The following is a 16,003-nucleotide window of genomic DNA, read 5'->3' as shown; positions in this document are numbered from 1 at the left end:
ATCAATCTGGCAAAAAAGGCGGATGGTTTCCGCCTTGAGCTGCCGTATTACTGGCTGCGCCGATCCTCAAAGCTAAGCGCAATAAAGCTTGGCATGTGATCCCCCAAGCCGATGATCGGTTGGCTTTCATGCTCAGACTCGTTTTTGCGCCGTCTGCGCGGAGCAGTGCTGCGATCAGCGCGAGTTTTGGGCGGGTGCGAGGCGCGTCCGGTATCCGTGCCAGCGCTGCGTTCTGCTATATTTTTATCGCCCATATCATCGCGAGATTGCGCCTTTGAGGCCGATTCAACAGCGGCCGCGGGTTCTGAGGATTTGAGCGGGTTTTCTTGACGCGGTATTTCTTTCTTTATCAAAGCCTCGATCGCATCAAAATTCTTTTGATCGCGCGGGATGCAAAGCATCATTGCCTTACCATCGCGTCCTGCGCGCCCGGTGCGGCCAATGCGATGTACATAATCTTCTGGATGCGACGGCACATCATAATTGAAAACATGACTTACAGAGGGCACATCGAGTCCGCGCGCAGCCACGTCTGAGGCGACGAGAAACCGCAATTTGCCTTCTCTAAAGGCTTCGAGCGTTCTTGTGCGTTGAGATTGATCAAGATCTCCGTGAATTGGAGCTGCGTCATAGCCATATTTCAATAGAGATTTTGCACAAATATCCACATCGGTTTTGCGATTGCAGAAAATAATCCCATTCGTGCAAGCGGCGCCTTCAGCATCGATAAGGCCGCGCAAAACCGCGCGCTTTTCACTGCCTTCGCGATCTCTGCGCGAGCCTTTGAACATTACCACGCTTTGCTCAATGGTTTCTGAAGCCGTGGCTTGCCGTGCCACTTCAATTCGCGTGGGCGCCGAAAGAAATGTATTGGTTATACGTTCTATTTCTGACGCCATTGTGGCGCTAAAGAAAAGCGTTTGGCGGGTGAATGGGGTTAGGCCAAAAATACGCTCAATATCGGGAATAAACCCCATATCAAGCATACGGTCGGCTTCATCCACCACCATAACCTGCACGCCTGTCAGCAACAATTTTCCACGTTCGAAGTGATCTAAAAGCCGCCCTGGCGTTGCGATCAACACATCAACGCCCTTGTCGATCAAAAGATCTTGTTCATTAAAGCTGACGCCGCCGATTAAAAGAGCCTTTGTCAGTTTTAAATGTTTTGTATAGGTGTCAAAATTCTCAGCAACTTGGGCTGCCAATTCGCGCGTAGGACAGAGTACTAGAGAACGCGGCATCCGTGCGCGGGCGCGGCCCCGCGCCAAAAGATGGATCATAGGCAAGGTGAAGCTGGCTGTCTTGCCGGTTCCAGTTTGTGCAATGCCCAAGACATCTTTTCCAGCTAAAGCTGCGGGGATTGCTTGGGCTTGGATGGGCGTGGGCGTTTCATAACCGGCCTCATCGATTGCTTTTAAAATTTTTGGGTTTAAGCTCAGGTCAGAGAATTTTGTCATCTAAATCCGCGTTTGGAAGGCCCTTAGCATCTATCGCATTTTGGCCGGCTTCGATCGAGTTAACGAAGCCGAAAAGGGCATAATTAAGGCGCGGTGTACTCTTATTATCTTGAATGGTCAATGCTTTCGCTACTTTAGGCAGTTTGGTCTGTAAATTAATAACCTGTTCTGCCATCGTAAGGCCAGCTTGGAACAATTGTTGAGTTTTTTGTAAGGAATACTGAAATCACGCCTTTGGCTATCCTTAAACAAGGGGCAGGTCCTTAAGCACCGCTATTCATTTAAACGCTTAATTTGTGGAACATCACCCCCAAGGTCAAAACAGCTTTTGGCATTGAGCTGTAATCCAACGACCAATAGCGTCACATAGCTGTTCAAAACCAGAACCATGCTTTAACCTAGAATTTACCTAATGATCGCGGATCTTTCGCGTTTTATGTAACAATTATCCAAGCAAATAAGCGCACAGAACTTGCCCCTCAGCCGTTTTATAATTGTTAAATATGCTTGCGCGTTCGGTAGGCTTTCAGCATTTACTGGTAAGCCATTTCGCCACTGATTGGTTCGACAAATCCGAGGTGCCAAGCCTGTTTGATTTTCATCTCGTTGAACGGGCGCTGCACCACTTTAATGAAGACGAAGGGCTGCACCGCGGGCCCTTGAAAAGGCAATTGCAGAATTTAAGCCTATCCCTATTTTGGGCGCTTTTTACAAAGGTGAAACGCGTTTGGCGCGTGAGATAAACCTATTTATAAAATGCAGGTATAGGTTTCCAGAAGCGGCTCTGGTGCGGCGTAGTTTGGTTTCGCTTGATATGATGCGGTGCGAGCGCCATGGGCTAAACCACTTTTGAACCCAGCAAAAACCAAACCCAGAAGCGGCGGCGTTGATTAGACTTTTAAAAAGCGCCAAAAGCCAAAGAATGTGAGGTTGGGGCAGGGTGCTTATGGATCGGGATTAGACCATCATTTCTTTTGTTGATGTCAGCGTGACATCGGGGTAATCACGTTCGACCCGATCGATATCCCATTGCAAGCGTGTTAGGTAGACATGATCGCCATCATGGTCAAAGGCCATATGCTGGCGGTTGGCGTTTGAAAATGTATCGACGGCTTCTTTTGCGCCGCCGACCCAGCGCGCTGATGTGAACTGGCTGGTTTCAAATCGCACGGGCAATCCGTATTCCAATTCAATTCGACTGGCCAAAACCTCAAATTGAAGCGCTCCAACTACACCTACAATAAAGCCAGATCCAAGACTGGGCTTAAACACCTTTGCCGCGCCCTCTTCGGCAAATTGCATTAGGGCTTTTTCCAAATGCTTGGCTTTCATGGGATCGCCCGCGCGGCAAGCCTGCAGCAATTCGGGGGCAAAAGAGGGGATGCCTGAAACCCGCAAGGTTTCGCCTTCGGTGAGGGTATCGCCAATGCGCAATTGCCCGTGATTTGGAATACCAATAATATCCCCAGCCCAAGCCTCTTCCGCCAATTCACGATCCGAGGCCAGAAATAAAACAGGGTTCGAAATTGCCATGGTTTTTTTGCTGCGCACATGGGTCAGTTTCATTCCACGTCGAAAATGCCCAGAAGCCAGCCGAACAAAGGCCACGCGATCGCGATGCTTGGGGTCCATATTGGCTTGAACCTTAAACACAAAACCAGCCACTTTCGTTTCTTCGGGAAGAATTTCGCGGGGCTGTGCTGTTTGTATCTGAGGCTCTGGACCATAGGCTTTGATGCCTTCCATCAATTCTTTCACGCCGAAGGAATTGATCGCAGAGCCAAACCAAATCGGCGTCATGCTGCCTTGCAAAATGGCCTGTGGATCCAAGGCAGGAAGCAGACCTCGGGCCATTTCAACATCTTCGCGCAGTTTACCTAAAAGGTGTTCTGGCACATGCTGGGCAAGTTTTGGATCCTCTAAGCCGTTAATTTCGATGCTTTCGGCGATATGGTTGCGATCCGCGCGGTCCATCAATTCTAATCGATCATTCAGCATGTCATAGCAGCCTAAGAAATCGCTGCCAGTTCCAATTGGCCAGCTGGCGGGCGTGACATCAATCGCCAGATTTTCCTGTATTTCGTCGATAATATCGAAAATTTCTCTGCTTTCGCGATCCATCTTATTACAGAATGTCAAAATTGGCAGATCGCGCAACCGACACACTTCGAATAATTTCCTAGTTTGGCTTTCAACTCCTTTGGCGCCATCAATTACCATAATCGCCGCATCTACGGCGGTTAAAGTGCGATAGGTGTCTTCAGAAAAGTCGCTGTGACCAGGGGTGTCTACAAGGTTATACCGACACTCTTTATAATCAAAAGACATCGCAGAGGCAGATACTGAGATTCCGCGATCTTTTTCCATCTGCATGTAATCCGAGCGGGTGCGGCGGGATTCGCCCTTAGCGCGCACTTGCCCGGCCATTTGAATCGCGCCCCCGAACAAAAGAAATTTCTCTGTTAGGGTAGTTTTACCTGCATCGGGATGCGAGATAATCGCAAAGGTACGACGGCGCGCAATTTCAGAGGGTAGATCGGGGCGGTTTGAATTTGTATCGAGCATAGGCGCCGTATAGTTTGGGCCTGAATGCTTGGCAAGTATGGGATTCTTTTGGGTGTTTTCTCAGTTGCAATTCAGCCTGGTTCAGCGATAGTCACGCGTTATCATATAGGAGGCAGCTATGGATTTAGGAATTGCGGGAAAATCGGCTTTGGTCTGCGCGTCGAGCAAGGGTTTGGGTTTTGGATGTGCGCAAGCTTTGGCCGAGGCAGGAGTTGATTTGGTTATGAATGCGCGTGGCGCAGAGGCGTTGGAAAATGCCGCTGATGCTATTCGCGCGCGCCATAATGTGAAGGTGCAAACCGTTGCGGCTGATATTACCAGCTTAGAGGGCCGCGATGCGGTGCTGGCCATTGCCCAAACACCTGATATTTTGATAACAAACGCTGGCGGCCCGCCCCCCGGTGTTTGGAGCGATTGGGACCGGGATGATTTTCTGGCCGCGCTTGAGGCCAATATGCTCACTCCGATTGATTTGATGAAACGGCTTTTGCCCTCGATGATGTCGCGTGGCTGGGGCCGAGTTGTCAATATCACTTCGCAATCGGTAAAAGCACCTATTGCGGTTTTGGGTTTGTCAAATTCGGCGCGCGCGGGGTTGACCGGATACGTGGCAGGAACAGCCCGACAGGTTGCGCCGCACGGGGTAACAATTAATAACTTGCTGCCCGGCGTGCATGATACGGACCGTATCAGCTCAATGGATCAAGCCGCCTCTCAGGCCCAAAATAAGAGTTTGGATCAGGTTAAGACAGAGCGCGCCAATGCCATTCCTGTTGGGCGATATGGCCTTGCCGAAGAATTTGGAAAAACCTGCGCGTTTATGTGCTCGCAACATGCGGCGTTCATGGTTGGTCAAAACGTCTTGCTGGATGGCGGGGCCGTGAACGCAACCCTGTAGCAAAGCTGTCTGGTAAAAGGCATTTGGTGAAGCGCGCCAAGCGCAGAGAAAAGTTGGGTGGTTTCCGGGCTGCTTGAATTTCGCTGCGTTTCCTGACAAGTCAGGTAGAAAATCGGTTGAACGAGGATGGATTGCGGTGGCCCCTGATATTTTGCCTCGCTTAGAAATTAGAGATATAAGCCGCAGCTTTCACGGCCAGCGGGTAGTGGATCAGGTTTCTTTGAGGATCAACCCTGGGCAAGTGACCTGTCTTTTGGGGCCGTCGGGCTGCGGCAAGTCAACCACGCTTCGGATTATCGCAGGCGTTGATCGCCAAGACCAGGGACAGATTTTGATCGATGGTCAGGTGGTGTGCGATGGCGTATCTAGCTTGCCGGCAGAACAGCGCTCAATTGGGTTGATGTTTCAAGATTTTGCGCTGTTTCCGCATCTGTCGGTGGGCGATAATGTTGGTTTTGGCGTGAACGGTGGGCGCGATGTAAAGCGGGCAGCGGCAGAAATTCTGCTGGAAAAAGTGGGCTTGCGTCATCGCATTGATCAATATCCACATGCACTTTCTGGAGGAGAACAGCAAAGGGTTGCCTTGGCGCGCGCCTTGGCGCCAAAACCACGTATCATGTTGATGGATGAACCATTTTCGGGCTTGGATAATAGGCTGCGCGACGGGGTTCGCGATGAGACCCTTGCGATCTTAAAATCCGAAGATACGGCCGTTCTTTTGGTGACACATGAGCCTGAGGAGGCGATGCGGATGGCCGATGAAATCGCGCTAATGCGCGCGGGACGGATCGTTCAATCAGGCGCGCCTTATAACATTTACAATGCGCCTGTAGATCGCGCCGCTGTCGCCGTTTTTTCAGATGCAAATGTTATAAAAAGCCGGGTTACAGGGGCTTTGGCAGAAACGCCATTTGGACAATTTTTTGCCCCGGGTTTGAGCGACGGTACAAAAGTGGATATTGTGGTGCGCCCGCAGCATGTTCGCATTGATTTTGATCGTCAGGGAAAGGGGCCAAACCCAACCCCATCGCAAGGCGTGGCTGCATTGGGGCATGTTATCCGATCGCGCTTCTTGGGCAGTGAAAGCCTGGTTGAGTTTAGAATGGCCTATGATGGATCTGTTTTAAAAGCCTCGATCCCAAGCGTTTTTTTACCCAAGCCCGAGCAACCAATGTGGCTTACAATCCCCAGAGATCGCTGCTTTATCTTTGAAGCAACCCGTTAAAATAGACCTTCTTAGTCTTTTTGCTTTTGCGGTGAATGGGTTTTAAAGCCGTTTGATTTTGAGGGTTTTTTAAAAACTGTGCGATAAACAGGTGCCGGTCGTCACTGCGGCTTTTTTGATGGGATGTGCCTATTCTTTAAAAAATTACCCAATTCAAAAGAAAATATGTCACAAAAATGCAGTTCGCGCTTTAATCGGCTGACTGAAAGCCATAGATAACAAATAAGAGAATGAAGGATCAGGCCTTGGCTTGGTTGTATAAAGGAGAAAATAGAATGCTTAATAATATAGGCCTCCCGGGTTTGTTGCTGATCGCAGTCGTTGTGTTGGTTCTGTTTGGTCGTGGTAAAATCAGCTCTTTGATGGGGGAAGTTGGAAAAGGCATCACTGCGTTTAAAAAGGGCGTGAGTGACAGCAGCAAAGAACTTGAAAAAACGATGAACGAAGACGTCAAAGATATCACTCCGGAAACAGATAAAGACAAGGTCTGATAAATGTTCGATCTGGGTTGGACCGAGCTGCTCCTGATTGGGATTGTGGCGCTTATTGTGGTAGGCCCCAAAGATTTACCAATGCTGTTTCGGAAAGTTGGACAGTTTGTGGGAAAAGCCAAGGGCATGGCGCGTGAATTCAGTCGGGCGATGGATCAGGCCGCAGATGATGCGGGCGTGAAAGATATATCCAAAACGATCAGCGCGGCAACCAATCCAGTAAAATCTGGTATCGATGGTTTGAAAACTGCAGCGCAGGATTTCACCTCAATTGACCCCGATTCCGAAACAGGGAAATTGGCCAAAGAGCGTGCCGATGCAGCTGCGAAAATAAAAAAAGCCGCCGCCGAAAAAGCAGAAGCTCGTCTTGCCAGCGAAGCCGCAGCAGAAGCGGCTGAAATCAAGCCCGAAGACGTGAGCGTTGATGCTAAAACGCAAGAGACTGTTGCAGAGGCAAAAGGCGAAGCATGAGCCCGAGTGATAAAATTGAAGAAAGCACTGCGCCTCTTATCGAGCATTTGACAGAGCTGCGCCAAAGGTTGATCTATTCGGTTCTGGCGTTTTTGGTAGGCATGATCATTTGCTTTACCATCTGGAACCCGATCTTCAACTTTCTAACCCAGCCTTTATGTTCAGCGATGGCACTCAAAGGACATGAGGATTGCGGGTTGATCCTGATCCGGCTTCAGGAAGGTTTTTTTGTCGCTATTTCTATTTCGCTTATGGGCGGATTGGTTTTGTCTTTTCCCTTTATTGGTTATCAATTATGGCGCTTTGTGGCGCCCGGCCTTTATAAATCAGAAAAGGGTGCCTTCTTACCATTTTTAATCGCCTCGCCCTTCATGTTTTTTCTTGGTGCGGCCTTTGCCTATTTCGTTGTAACGCCGCTGGCCTTTGATTTCTTCTTAGGGTTTCAGCAGGCTGGCTCTGTTCTCAGTGAAGAAATGACCGATAGCGCCACCGCGGGTATTGCGTTCCAAGGCTCGGCTCAGGAATATCTGAGCTTAACGATCAAATTTATTTTAGCCTTTGGTGTATGTTTTCAGCTGCCTGTATTGCTTACTTTGATGGGAAAAGCGGGTTTGGTCAGCGCTGAGGGCTTGGGCAGTGTACGCAAATATGCCGTGGTTGCCATTTTAGTTTTAGCCGCGCTGGTTACACCTCCCGATGTGATCACGCAGGCGATTTTATTTGTCGTGGTCTATGGGTTGTACGAAGTGTCTATCTTTCTAGTCCGACGCGTTGAACAAAAGCGTGAAGCCAAGTTTGAGGCAGAGGGCTTGGATGAGGATGAGGCAGATATAGACTTTGATTCGGATCTCGACGATGGACAGGGCTCCGACAAGAATGACTGAGCCCCTTGAACGCATTGCCGCTGCGTTAGAGCGGATGGCGCCAGCGCCGCTAACGGCCCCAGATTTAAAGCAAGCCGATGCTTTTGTTTGGCATGTTGATCCGGATTGCTTGCAGCCGGTTCAAGAGGTTTCGCGCGTTGAGCTGCGCCTTTTGGTGGGTATAAACCGCGCGCGTGATACGCTTATGCAAAACACGTTGCAATTTGCCAAAGGGCATGTGGCAAATAATGCGTTGTTATGGGGCGCGCGCGGTATGGGCAAGTCATCACTGGTAAAGGCAATTCATGGGGATGTGCTTGCCAAGGGTTTTGACGTGAAAATCGTTGAATTGCAGCGCGAAGATTTACCTAGCGTTGCCAGGCTATTGAATATTCTGCGCAGTTCGCAGCATCGGTTCATTTTGTTTTGCGACGATCTGAGCTTTAGCCATGATGATCAGCACTATAAATCTTTGAAAGCCGTGCTTGATGGAGGCATTGAGGGGCGGCCGGAAAACGTATTGTTTTATGCAACCTCAAACCGTCGCCACTTGATGCCGCGCGATATGATTGAAAATGAGCGCTCGCAAGCTATCAACCCTTCAGAAGCGGTGGAAGAAAAAGTATCGCTTTCGGATAGGTTTGGTCTGTGGCTTGGATTTCATCCGTGTACGCAGGATGAGTATCTTGAAATGATTAGCGGTTATTGCAGGGCCTATGAACTGCAGATTGATCCTGATGAATTGCGCGCGCAAGCCATTGAGTGGCAGGCGACCCGGGGCGCGCGCTCTGGCCGGGTTGCGTGGCAGTTTTTTGCTGATTTAGCGGGGCGGTCGGGGTTGAGCCTGCGCCAATAAAGCCAGTTTATTGCAAATAATCGAGCGGGTCCACGCTGTCCAAGCCCTGACGCACTTCGAAATGCAGATAGGTTGGATTGCTGGGGGGGATTTTCCCAATCGCCTGTCCACGCGAGACTTTGGCGCCTTTGGAAACAGATATATTCCCAACATTGGCATAAACGGTCAGCAGCTCATTGGCGTGTTTGATAACCACAATAGGAACCTGATCAACATCCGCCGTTATCGCGGCAACGGTGCCTGTTTCCGCCGCTACGATTGTGCTGCCCGCCGGGGCCGAGAGATCAATTCCCTCCGTTTTGCCTTTTACATATTCGCGAATAATTTTGCCGTTTACCGGGTATGTAAGCTTTCCGGTGGTTGCGACGGCCTCTTGCACTGACGCTTTTTCTTTTAGGGGTGTGACTTGCGAGGCCGTGGCGCTTTCAGCTTTGGGCAGGGGGGTGGATGAACTGGGTGGCACTGGTGTTTGGGATCCCTGTCCCGGCTTTTCGGGCCGCGTTTTGGGGGCTGTGATCGGCACTTCTAGCGTCAGAGGGATCAGCAGATATTGATCTTCTCGTATTGTAAAATTGCTGTCTAATCCGTTCCATTCCGACAGTGATCGAATGGAAACATTATAAAGGCGTGATATGGTGAAGGCTGTTTCACCGCGGCGCACCTTATGGCGGATCGGCTCATCTTTATTTGTTGCGGGTTGTGATGTTGTTGAAGCTTGAGAGGTTTCTACCTTTGCAAGCGCCCTTTGTGTCAAAGCGCTCACGTCAATCTCAGCGCTTTGCGTGGCCGCGTTTTCGGAAAATTTTGGCAATGCCAACACTTCGCCTACGCGCATCGTTTTCTCGCGAGACACACCATTGTAGCTGGCAAGAGAGTTTGGCGTGAGCCCTAAGCGATTTGCGATGGATGTTACAGTATCGCCTTCTCTGGCCACCACCACTTGATAGGTCGGGTATTCGATGATGCCAAGGTCATCCGGCTCTGCTCTTGGTGTCGCCACTCTTTGTGCAGCCGCGCTTGTGTTGTATTGGTTCTGTCTCATATCAAGATCAAAACCTGATGTGTCACATCCAGCCAAAATGATGGCAGATAAGCAAGAAAGAGAAAAAGAAACAGCAGTAGGCCTAAACATTATATTACTCCTAACCCCACACAATGATTACATGACCACAACTATTTTGTAAATTTTTAACATTAGATGAATACTTAATTTTCTTTTGCAATACCTTCCAAGAGCGGTACGAACCTCACTTCCTTTAAGTCATCATATTCAAAACCGGTCTCCGTGCGTTTTACGCGGATTAGGTTTTGAACCGCATCGGATTGTCCAACAGGCAGAACCATGATCCCTCCCACCTTTAACTGCTCCATCAAGGGCCCAGGGGGGTCTTCGGCGGCGGCGGTGACCAATATGCGGTCAAAAGGCGCTTGGTCCTTTAATCCGTGGCTGCCATCGGCACAAAGCGAAATAATATTTTGTAACCCTAAGCGGTCAAAAAGCTTCTTTGCATCCCGAACCAAGGGTTTGTGGCGCTCTGCTGTGTAAACGCGTCGAGCGAGTTGGCTCAAAATGGCTGCTTGGTAGCCTGATCCCGTTCCAAGTTCTAGAACTGTATCGCGCGCACCCACTTGCAGCGCCTGGGTCATTAAACCCACCACTGAGGGTTGTGAAATTGTTTGGCCACAGGCGATGGGCAGCGGGATGTCCTCATAGGCCCGCTCTGCGAACACGCCTGTTACAAAAAGCCCCCGATCAATTTTTTCCATGGCGGTTAAAACACGGGCATCTGTTACGCCTTGCGAGCGCAATTGAAACAAAAACTGCATAATTGTTTCGGCTTCTTGCATTATTCGATGGCTTTCAAAGCATCTAAGGCTTTGTGATCGGTGAAATCTGCACGCATAGGCGTAATGGAAATGTAATTTTCGAGATTTGCCGCAGCATCGCTTTCCGGTGCGGTTGCAACCTGCTGATCACCGCCTTTGATGAATAAAAAGTTACGGCGGTTTGCTGCCGTATAAGGCTCGGTGCTAAAATTGGAGCCGCGCCGAAAGCCCTGCGTGGCAAGTTTACGCCCTTTGACCCATTCTGCCGGGCAGGGGGGGAAGTTGATATTGTAAAATAACTGATATTCTTGTGATGCTGGAGGGTTGGCGGATAAAATCGCTTGCACAACCTCAGCTCCATAGGCTGCGCTGGCCTCAAACGGATCGTTAATGTTCACGTTGTTGGGACCCAAATATTGCGAAAGCGCAAAAGAGGGTACGCCTTGCAGCGCCCCTTCGATCGCAGCCCCCAAAGTGCCCGAGTAAAGAGCATTTTCAGCAGAGTTATTGCCACGGTTTACCCCAGATAAGATAATATCTGGAGGAGAGCCTTTCAAAATATGGTGCAGGCCTGCCAACACGCAATCGGCCGGGTATCCGTCAATGCTGAAAGAGCGCGGGCCTAGTTGCGAGATCAACACGGGGGAGGACAGGCTGATTGCATGCGCAACGCCGGATCTTTCGGTGCTGGGGGCCACCGTCCACACTTCTCCTGCCGCGCCTGCTAAGGTTTCGGCAATTTTCTGTAGGGTTTTCAGGCCCGGCGCGTTGATGCCATCATCATTGGTAATTAAAATCCGCATATTTCCACCCTATTCTCGCCTTTCACTGCTTAAAGCAGACTGTTCATGCCGGCAAGCCATCCGCGTCATAAGCTTTTAATTTGCCCCCGCGTTTTTTCAAAATGGACAATAATGAACAGGATGCATTTCCCTTTTTGAGGCTGGGGTTTGGACTATTGCCGCCGGGTCATTAAGCTTAAATAAGATTGAGCTCCGTGAGCAGGCGCTTTGCTTCGCTGAGCGGATCGGCCAGACTCTCTCGAGCTTCGCCAGGGTGAAACCGCGCTCGGGTTGCGGTCGGCATTGGATGAGGTGCAACAATATCAACGCGCGGCCCCGACGTTTTTTGTTCTTCGGCCCAACTGCGTGCCAATGTGATTTGCGCTGTTTTGGTTGCCCCATAAGCGCCGTAAAACTTCTTTCCAATATGCAGGTCGTCAAAGAATACGGCGCGCCCCTCTTGCCTCAGAAGCGGCGCAATGAAGGGGATTAAAATGCCGGTGGCGGTTAGGTTCGTAGCAATCGATTTGCTCCAATCTTTGCTGTCAAGCGTTGATGCTGGCCCCAATGGTGCCGCATGCACCGCCGTATGGCACCAAAGATCAACATGTCCCCACCGATCAAAGATCGAGCGGCAGATTTGCGCCAACGCATCTTGGTTTGTGATATCAACCGGGGCAAGAGTGGCTGATCCGCCTGCTGTTTGGATGCGATCATCAAGCGCCTCTAACGCACCTGTTGTACGCGCAATCGCCACAATGTGATGCGTTGCGCTTAAAGTTTCGGCCAGGGCTGCGCCGAGCCCGCGCGATGCGCCGGTGATCAATGCAATTTTTTCCGTCATGGGGCGCTGATGCTCATTTTTATGACCTTCGTCAAGAGGCGGTGAAAGACGCTTTTGCTTTATTGGTTTTGCACGCGCTTTATTCTGCCGCCTTCAAAACAAAGCCTTTTGTAATCATGTCTGAGGGTTCGACAGGGTATTCACCTGAGAAACAGGCGTCGCAATATTGTGGACAGCTGCTGTCGCGCCCTTTGGCTTCGCCGACCGCGCGATAAAGCCCGTTGAGTGAAATGAACTTTAAACTGTCGATTGCCAAATGTTGGCGCATTTCGTCTTCGGTCATCGTGGCCGCCAATAGTTTTTCCCGCTGAGGGGTATCTACTCCGTAAAAGCAGGGCCAAGCTGTGGGGGGGCTGGCGATGCGAAAATGCACTTCTGCAGCACCAGCATCTAGGATCATCTCTTTGATTTTGCGAGAGGTTGTGCCGCGAACAACGGAATCGTCCACCAAAATGATCCGTTTCCCTTTGATCAAAGCGCGGTTCACATTCAGTTTCAAACGTACGCCCATATTGCGGATTTGTTCTGTTGGCTCAATAAACGTGCGCCCCATATATTGATTTCGAATGATCCCCATCGCGTAGGGAATTCCCGATTGCTGCGAGAATCCAATCGCAGCAGGCGTTCCGCTATCGGGCACTGGGCAAACCAAATCTGCGTCTACAGGGCTTTCTTTGGCCAGTTCAACGCCGATTTGCCGGCGCGTCTCATAGACGGAGCGGCCTCCAATAATACTATCGGGGCGCGAGAAATATACATGTTCGAAAATGCAAAATCTTGGGTTTTGCTGCCGAAACGGAAAGTGGCTTTCTACACCTTTATCGGTTATCACGACCATCTCACCGGGGGCGATGTCCCGCACAAAATCGGCTCCAATGATATCCAAGGCGCAGGTTTCAGAGCTTAAGGCCCATCCATCCCCCAACCGACCAAGCACCAGAGGCCTTACGCCCAAAGGATCGCGCACCCCGATCAGTTTCGTGCGCGTCATCGCGACGATGGAAAAAGCGCCCTCAACGCGCCGCAAGGCATCTTCCATGCGTTCGGGAATATTCCGCTGTAAAGAGCGCGCCATCAGATGAATAATACATTCGCTATCCGAGGAGCTTTGAAAAATCGAGCCACGTTCGATCAATTCGCGCCGCAATGAGTCGGCATTGGTGATGTTTCCATTATGCGCAATGGCCGCGCCGCCCATTGCAAATTCTCCAAAAAAAGGTTGAACATCGCGGATCGCAGCGCCTTTTTTGCCCGCGGTTGAATAGCGTACATGGCCAATAGACAACGATCCCGGTAAAGTTTGCATCAAGGATTGCGATGTAAAATTATCTCGCACATAGCCAAACCGACGGGCTGAGTTAAAACCGGCTTCGGGATCATGGGCAACAATTCCTCCGGCCTCTTGCCCCCGATGTTGAAGCGCATGCAAGCCCAAAGCGACAAAATTGGCTGCGTCCTGAACGCCGGTGACGCCAAAGACGCCGCATTCCTCGCGCAGTTTATCATCATCAAATGGGTTCGCTGGCGGCATGGTCTTGGTTTGCAAAATAAGCAGCTCCGATTTAGGCGCAGGATTTACTCAAGCTCTTATCGAGTTTCAGCCAGTCTGTCACGGATGTAATGCGAAAGATCCGTCGTTTTCCCAAGGTTTTTAGCACGCGGCGTAAACCCATCTATTATTTATTCGCAGACCAGAACCAATTGCTCATATTGTAGGGTGATCCACCCCAAAGCGCGCTCTGGATTGCGTTCGGTTATTGCCGTGGCCAAATCACTGAACAATTGGGCTGAGAGGCTTGCTTCGATTATGGCGTAGCTTTCTGTATTGAAAACTGTCCGATAGGCAAAAAATGCGATCGCAATCAAAGCCACTCCACGCAACAGACCAAAGAGCAGCCCCAGCCCGCGATCAAGCCGGCCGATCGCTGTTTTATCTATTGCAGAGGATAAAAGCGGCGTGAACAAAGATAAGACGACCAAAAACACTGCGAAGATGGTTACAAAGGATACAATGATCGACAGCTCGCAACTATCAGCGAGAATTGGCCCGATTGCGGGAATTTCTTTGACCAGGGGCAAAAGTTGCGGTGCAAATATAAACCCTAACACCGCCGCGGCCACCCAACCTGCGATCGCCATTAACTCTCGCAGTAACCCGCGCGAATAGGCCAAAACGGCTGATAAGAGAATAATCGCCAGGATGCCGCCGTCAACAATGTTGAATGTGTCCATTTAATCCACTTCCTTATCGCGCGTCATTAACCTGCACCGAATATGTCACCAACAAACGAGGATAGATCCGTAAATTGAGTCAATTCAAGGTATTCTTTACTGAGCCGCTGTTCTGCGGTTGGTATGATGGCTTTGCTGAAACCAAGCTTTTGCGCTTCTTTCAACCTATTTTCTGATTGAGCAACCGGTCTTAATGCTCCGGAGAGGCTAATTTCTCCAAAGACCACCGATTCTGCGGGAAGGCTTACATCTTCGCGCGCCGAAAGAAGCGCGGCGGCAACGGCAAGATCTGCGGCAGGCTCATTGATTTTTAAACCGCCTGCCACATTTAAATAGACGTCCATGCCTGAAAATGGAATGCCACAACGGGCTTCGAGCACCGCCAAGACCATTGCCAAACGGGCATTATCCCATCCGACCACCGAGCGGCGGGCCTGCGCGTGCGGAGTCGGGGCCACGAGGGCCTGAAATTCAACCAAAACCGGGCGCGTGCCTTCCATTCCAGCAAACACCACCGCACCTGGGCTTGGGGTTCCCCGTTCCGAAAGGAATAAGGCCGATGGATTGCTTATTTCTTGCAGGCCCTTGCCGGTCATCTCAAAAACACCGATCTCATCGGCGGCGCCAAACCGGTTCTTGACCGCGCGCAGAATGCGAAATTGATGGCCGCGTTCACCCTCAAAATAAAGCACCGTATCGACCATATGTTCAACCACGCGGGGCCCTGCAATCTGCCCCTCTTTGGTAACATGGCCCACCAATACAACCGAGATGCCGCGCTTTTTTGCGAAATTGGTCAATTCATGCGCTGCGGCGCGCACTTGGCTGACGCTGCCGGGGGCGCTGTCAACGTGATCCGACCAAATCGTTTGAATCGAATCAATAATCACTAATTTGGGTTTTTCACTGTCTAATGTTGTTAGTATATTTCGCAGATTTGTTTCGGCCCCAAGTTGAATAGGGGCTTCTTTCAAGCCTAAGCGCTGCGCCCGCATCCGAACCTGTGCGCTGGCTTCTTCGCCCGAGATGTAGATGGTTTTTAATCCGTTATGTGCAAATTGCGCCGCCGCTTGCAGCAAAAGCGTTGATTTTCCGATACCTGGATCTCCCCCCACCAAAATGGCAGAGGCTGGCACGAGGCCGCCGCCCAAAACGCGGTCAAGCTCGTCTATTCCGCTCTGTGTGCGTGGATTTGGCGCTTCGTCGGTGTCAAGGTTGCTCAGTTGAACAGGGCTCCCTTTTTTCGCCCCTAATGAGGTTTTTGATGGGCCTGAGCTTAAGGCTGTGTCTTCTGAAATTGTATTCCAGGCCTCGCAAGAATCGCAGCGGCCTGACCATTTATTGGTGACGGCGCCGCAATCTGAGCAAGAATAAGATTTGGATTTAGCCATGCGCGTTATGTGCCAATTTTGCGGGCTGATGGCAAGCTTGCATTGCACGATCCAGTGATGTTGCACGCATCGCCATAAACGCCATTTTTTTGCGCAGC

The 16,003-nt window shown here is 50.5% G+C and carries 16 protein-coding genes; 6 read left to right on the top strand and 10 right to left on the bottom strand.

From position 1 onward, the window contains the following. Positions 1–47 precede the first annotated feature (47 nt). The 3 genes from UM181_15540 to UM181_15530 all read right to left on the bottom strand — a co-directional run bounded on the left by UM181_15540 (position 48) and on the right by UM181_15530 (position 4,025). Entirely contained in the window at positions 48–1,460 is a 1,413-nt protein-coding gene (locus tag UM181_15540) for a DEAD/DEAH box helicase (protein WQC62708.1), read from the bottom strand. Beyond that, positions 1,444–1,635, bottom strand: a complete 192-nt coding sequence (locus tag UM181_15535; GenBank protein WQC62707.1) for a hypothetical protein — start codon at positions 1,633–1,635, stop codon at positions 1,444–1,446. The genes UM181_15540 and UM181_15535 overlap by 17 nt, the downstream gene beginning before the upstream one ends. A 782-nt stretch (positions 1,636–2,417) precedes the next feature. After that, complete coding sequence (locus UM181_15530; GenBank protein WQC62706.1) at positions 2,418–4,025, bottom strand: peptide chain release factor 3; 1,608 nt, start codon at positions 4,023–4,025, stop codon at positions 2,418–2,420. 118 nt (positions 4,026–4,143) lie between these two features. Here UM181_15530 and UM181_15525 point away from each other — a divergent pair, with 118 nt between their 5' ends. The 6 genes from UM181_15525 to UM181_15500 all read left to right on the top strand — a co-directional run bounded on the left by UM181_15525 (position 4,144) and on the right by UM181_15500 (position 8,829). After that, positions 4,144–4,923, top strand: coding sequence for an SDR family oxidoreductase (locus tag UM181_15525; protein ID WQC62705.1), 780 nt, complete (start codon positions 4,144–4,146; stop codon positions 4,921–4,923). Positions 4,924–5,059: 136 nt separating this feature from the next. Continuing rightward, on the top strand, positions 5,060–6,148 hold the full coding sequence (locus UM181_15520; protein ID WQC62704.1) for an ABC transporter ATP-binding protein: 1,089 nt from the start codon (positions 5,060–5,062) through the stop codon (positions 6,146–6,148). A 275-nt stretch (positions 6,149–6,423) separates the two neighbouring features. Next, the gene (locus UM181_15515; GenBank protein WQC64779.1) at positions 6,424–6,639 is read left to right on the top strand and encodes a twin-arginine translocase TatA/TatE family subunit; all 216 of its coding nucleotides are present in this window, start codon (positions 6,424–6,426) and stop codon (positions 6,637–6,639) included. 3 nt (positions 6,640–6,642) lie between these two features. Beyond that, entirely contained in the window at positions 6,643–7,110 is a 468-nt protein-coding gene (tatB, locus tag UM181_15510; protein ID WQC62703.1) for a Sec-independent protein translocase protein TatB, read from the top strand. After that, positions 7,107–7,994, top strand: coding sequence for a twin-arginine translocase subunit TatC (tatC, locus tag UM181_15505; GenBank protein WQC62702.1), 888 nt, complete (start codon positions 7,107–7,109; stop codon positions 7,992–7,994). The genes tatB and tatC overlap by 4 nt, the downstream gene beginning before the upstream one ends. Further along, positions 7,987–8,829, top strand: a complete 843-nt coding sequence (locus UM181_15500; GenBank protein ID WQC62701.1) for an ATP-binding protein — start codon at positions 7,987–7,989, stop codon at positions 8,827–8,829. The genes tatC and UM181_15500 overlap by 8 nt, the downstream gene beginning before the upstream one ends. A 7-nt stretch (positions 8,830–8,836) precedes the next feature. On the opposite strand, the gene UM181_15495 is transcribed toward UM181_15500, so the two are convergent. The 7 genes from UM181_15495 to radA form a co-directional block, all read right to left on the bottom strand. Further along, positions 8,837–9,961: a peptidoglycan DD-metalloendopeptidase family protein gene (locus UM181_15495; GenBank protein WQC62700.1), complete on the bottom strand. Its 1,125-nt coding sequence runs from the start codon at positions 9,959–9,961 to the stop codon at positions 8,837–8,839. Between the two features lie 74 nt (positions 9,962–10,035). After that, entirely contained in the window at positions 10,036–10,677 is a 642-nt protein-coding gene (locus UM181_15490; protein ID WQC62699.1) for a protein-L-isoaspartate(D-aspartate) O-methyltransferase, read from the bottom strand. Then, complete coding sequence (gene surE, locus UM181_15485) at positions 10,677–11,459, bottom strand: 5'/3'-nucleotidase SurE (GenBank protein ID WQC62698.1); 783 nt, start codon at positions 11,457–11,459, stop codon at positions 10,677–10,679. The genes UM181_15490 and surE overlap by 1 nt, the downstream gene beginning before the upstream one ends. A 175-nt stretch (positions 11,460–11,634) precedes the next feature. Beyond that, positions 11,635–12,282, bottom strand: coding sequence for an SDR family NAD(P)-dependent oxidoreductase (locus tag UM181_15480; protein ID WQC62697.1), 648 nt, complete (start codon positions 12,280–12,282; stop codon positions 11,635–11,637). 79 nt (positions 12,283–12,361) lie between these two features. After that, positions 12,362–13,813 (bottom strand): amidophosphoribosyltransferase, encoded by a 1,452-nt coding sequence (gene purF, locus UM181_15475; protein ID WQC62696.1) that lies wholly within the window; start codon positions 13,811–13,813, stop codon positions 12,362–12,364. A gap of 149 nt (positions 13,814–13,962) precedes the next feature. After that, positions 13,963–14,514: a CvpA family protein gene (locus tag UM181_15470; GenBank protein WQC62695.1), complete on the bottom strand. Its 552-nt coding sequence runs from the start codon at positions 14,512–14,514 to the stop codon at positions 13,963–13,965. 26 nt (positions 14,515–14,540) lie between these two features. Then, complete coding sequence (gene radA, locus UM181_15465; GenBank protein WQC62694.1) at positions 14,541–15,905, bottom strand: DNA repair protein RadA; 1,365 nt, start codon at positions 15,903–15,905, stop codon at positions 14,541–14,543. Between the last annotated feature and the right edge of the window lie 98 nt (positions 15,906–16,003).

The organism is Alphaproteobacteria bacterium US3C007 (assembly GCA_034423775.1).
GTDB classification, from domain to species: Bacteria; Pseudomonadota; Alphaproteobacteria; order Rhodobacterales; family Rhodobacteraceae; genus Thalassovivens; species Thalassovivens spotae.
Note: the sequence above shows the minus strand (reverse complement) of the source record. Positions and strands in the feature narration are given on the sequence as shown.

Coding starts and splice junctions, on each gene's coding strand:
- tatC (WQC62702.1), top strand. CDS start 7,107: ATGAGCCCGAGTGATAAAATTGAAGAAAGCACTGCGCCTCTTATCGAG.
- radA (WQC62694.1), bottom strand. CDS start 15,905: ATGGCTAAATCCAAATCTTATTCTTGCTCAGATTGCGGCGCCGTCACC.
- tatB (WQC62703.1), top strand. CDS start 6,643: ATGTTCGATCTGGGTTGGACCGAGCTGCTCCTGATTGGGATTGTGGCG.
- UM181_15500 (WQC62701.1), top strand. CDS start 7,987: ATGACTGAGCCCCTTGAACGCATTGCCGCTGCGTTAGAGCGGATGGCG.
- surE (WQC62698.1), bottom strand. CDS start 11,459: ATGCGGATTTTAATTACCAATGATGATGGCATCAACGCGCCGGGCCTG.
- UM181_15530 (WQC62706.1), bottom strand. CDS start 4,025: ATGCTCGATACAAATTCAAACCGCCCCGATCTACCCTCTGAAATTGCG.
- UM181_15490 (WQC62699.1), bottom strand. CDS start 10,677: ATGCAAGAAGCCGAAACAATTATGCAGTTTTTGTTTCAATTGCGCTCG.
- UM181_15525 (WQC62705.1), top strand. CDS start 4,144: ATGGATTTAGGAATTGCGGGAAAATCGGCTTTGGTCTGCGCGTCGAGC.
- UM181_15515 (WQC64779.1), top strand. CDS start 6,424: ATGCTTAATAATATAGGCCTCCCGGGTTTGTTGCTGATCGCAGTCGTT.
- UM181_15480 (WQC62697.1), bottom strand. CDS start 12,282: ATGACGGAAAAAATTGCATTGATCACCGGCGCATCGCGCGGGCTCGGC.
- purF (WQC62696.1), bottom strand. CDS start 13,813: ATGCCGCCAGCGAACCCATTTGATGATGATAAACTGCGCGAGGAATGC.
- UM181_15495 (WQC62700.1), bottom strand. CDS start 9,961: ATGTTTAGGCCTACTGCTGTTTCTTTTTCTCTTTCTTGCTTATCTGCC.
- UM181_15535 (WQC62707.1), bottom strand. CDS start 1,635: ATGGCAGAACAGGTTATTAATTTACAGACCAAACTGCCTAAAGTAGCG.
- UM181_15470 (WQC62695.1), bottom strand. CDS start 14,514: ATGGACACATTCAACATTGTTGACGGCGGCATCCTGGCGATTATTCTC.
- UM181_15540 (WQC62708.1), bottom strand. CDS start 1,460: ATGACAAAATTCTCTGACCTGAGCTTAAACCCAAAAATTTTAAAAGCA.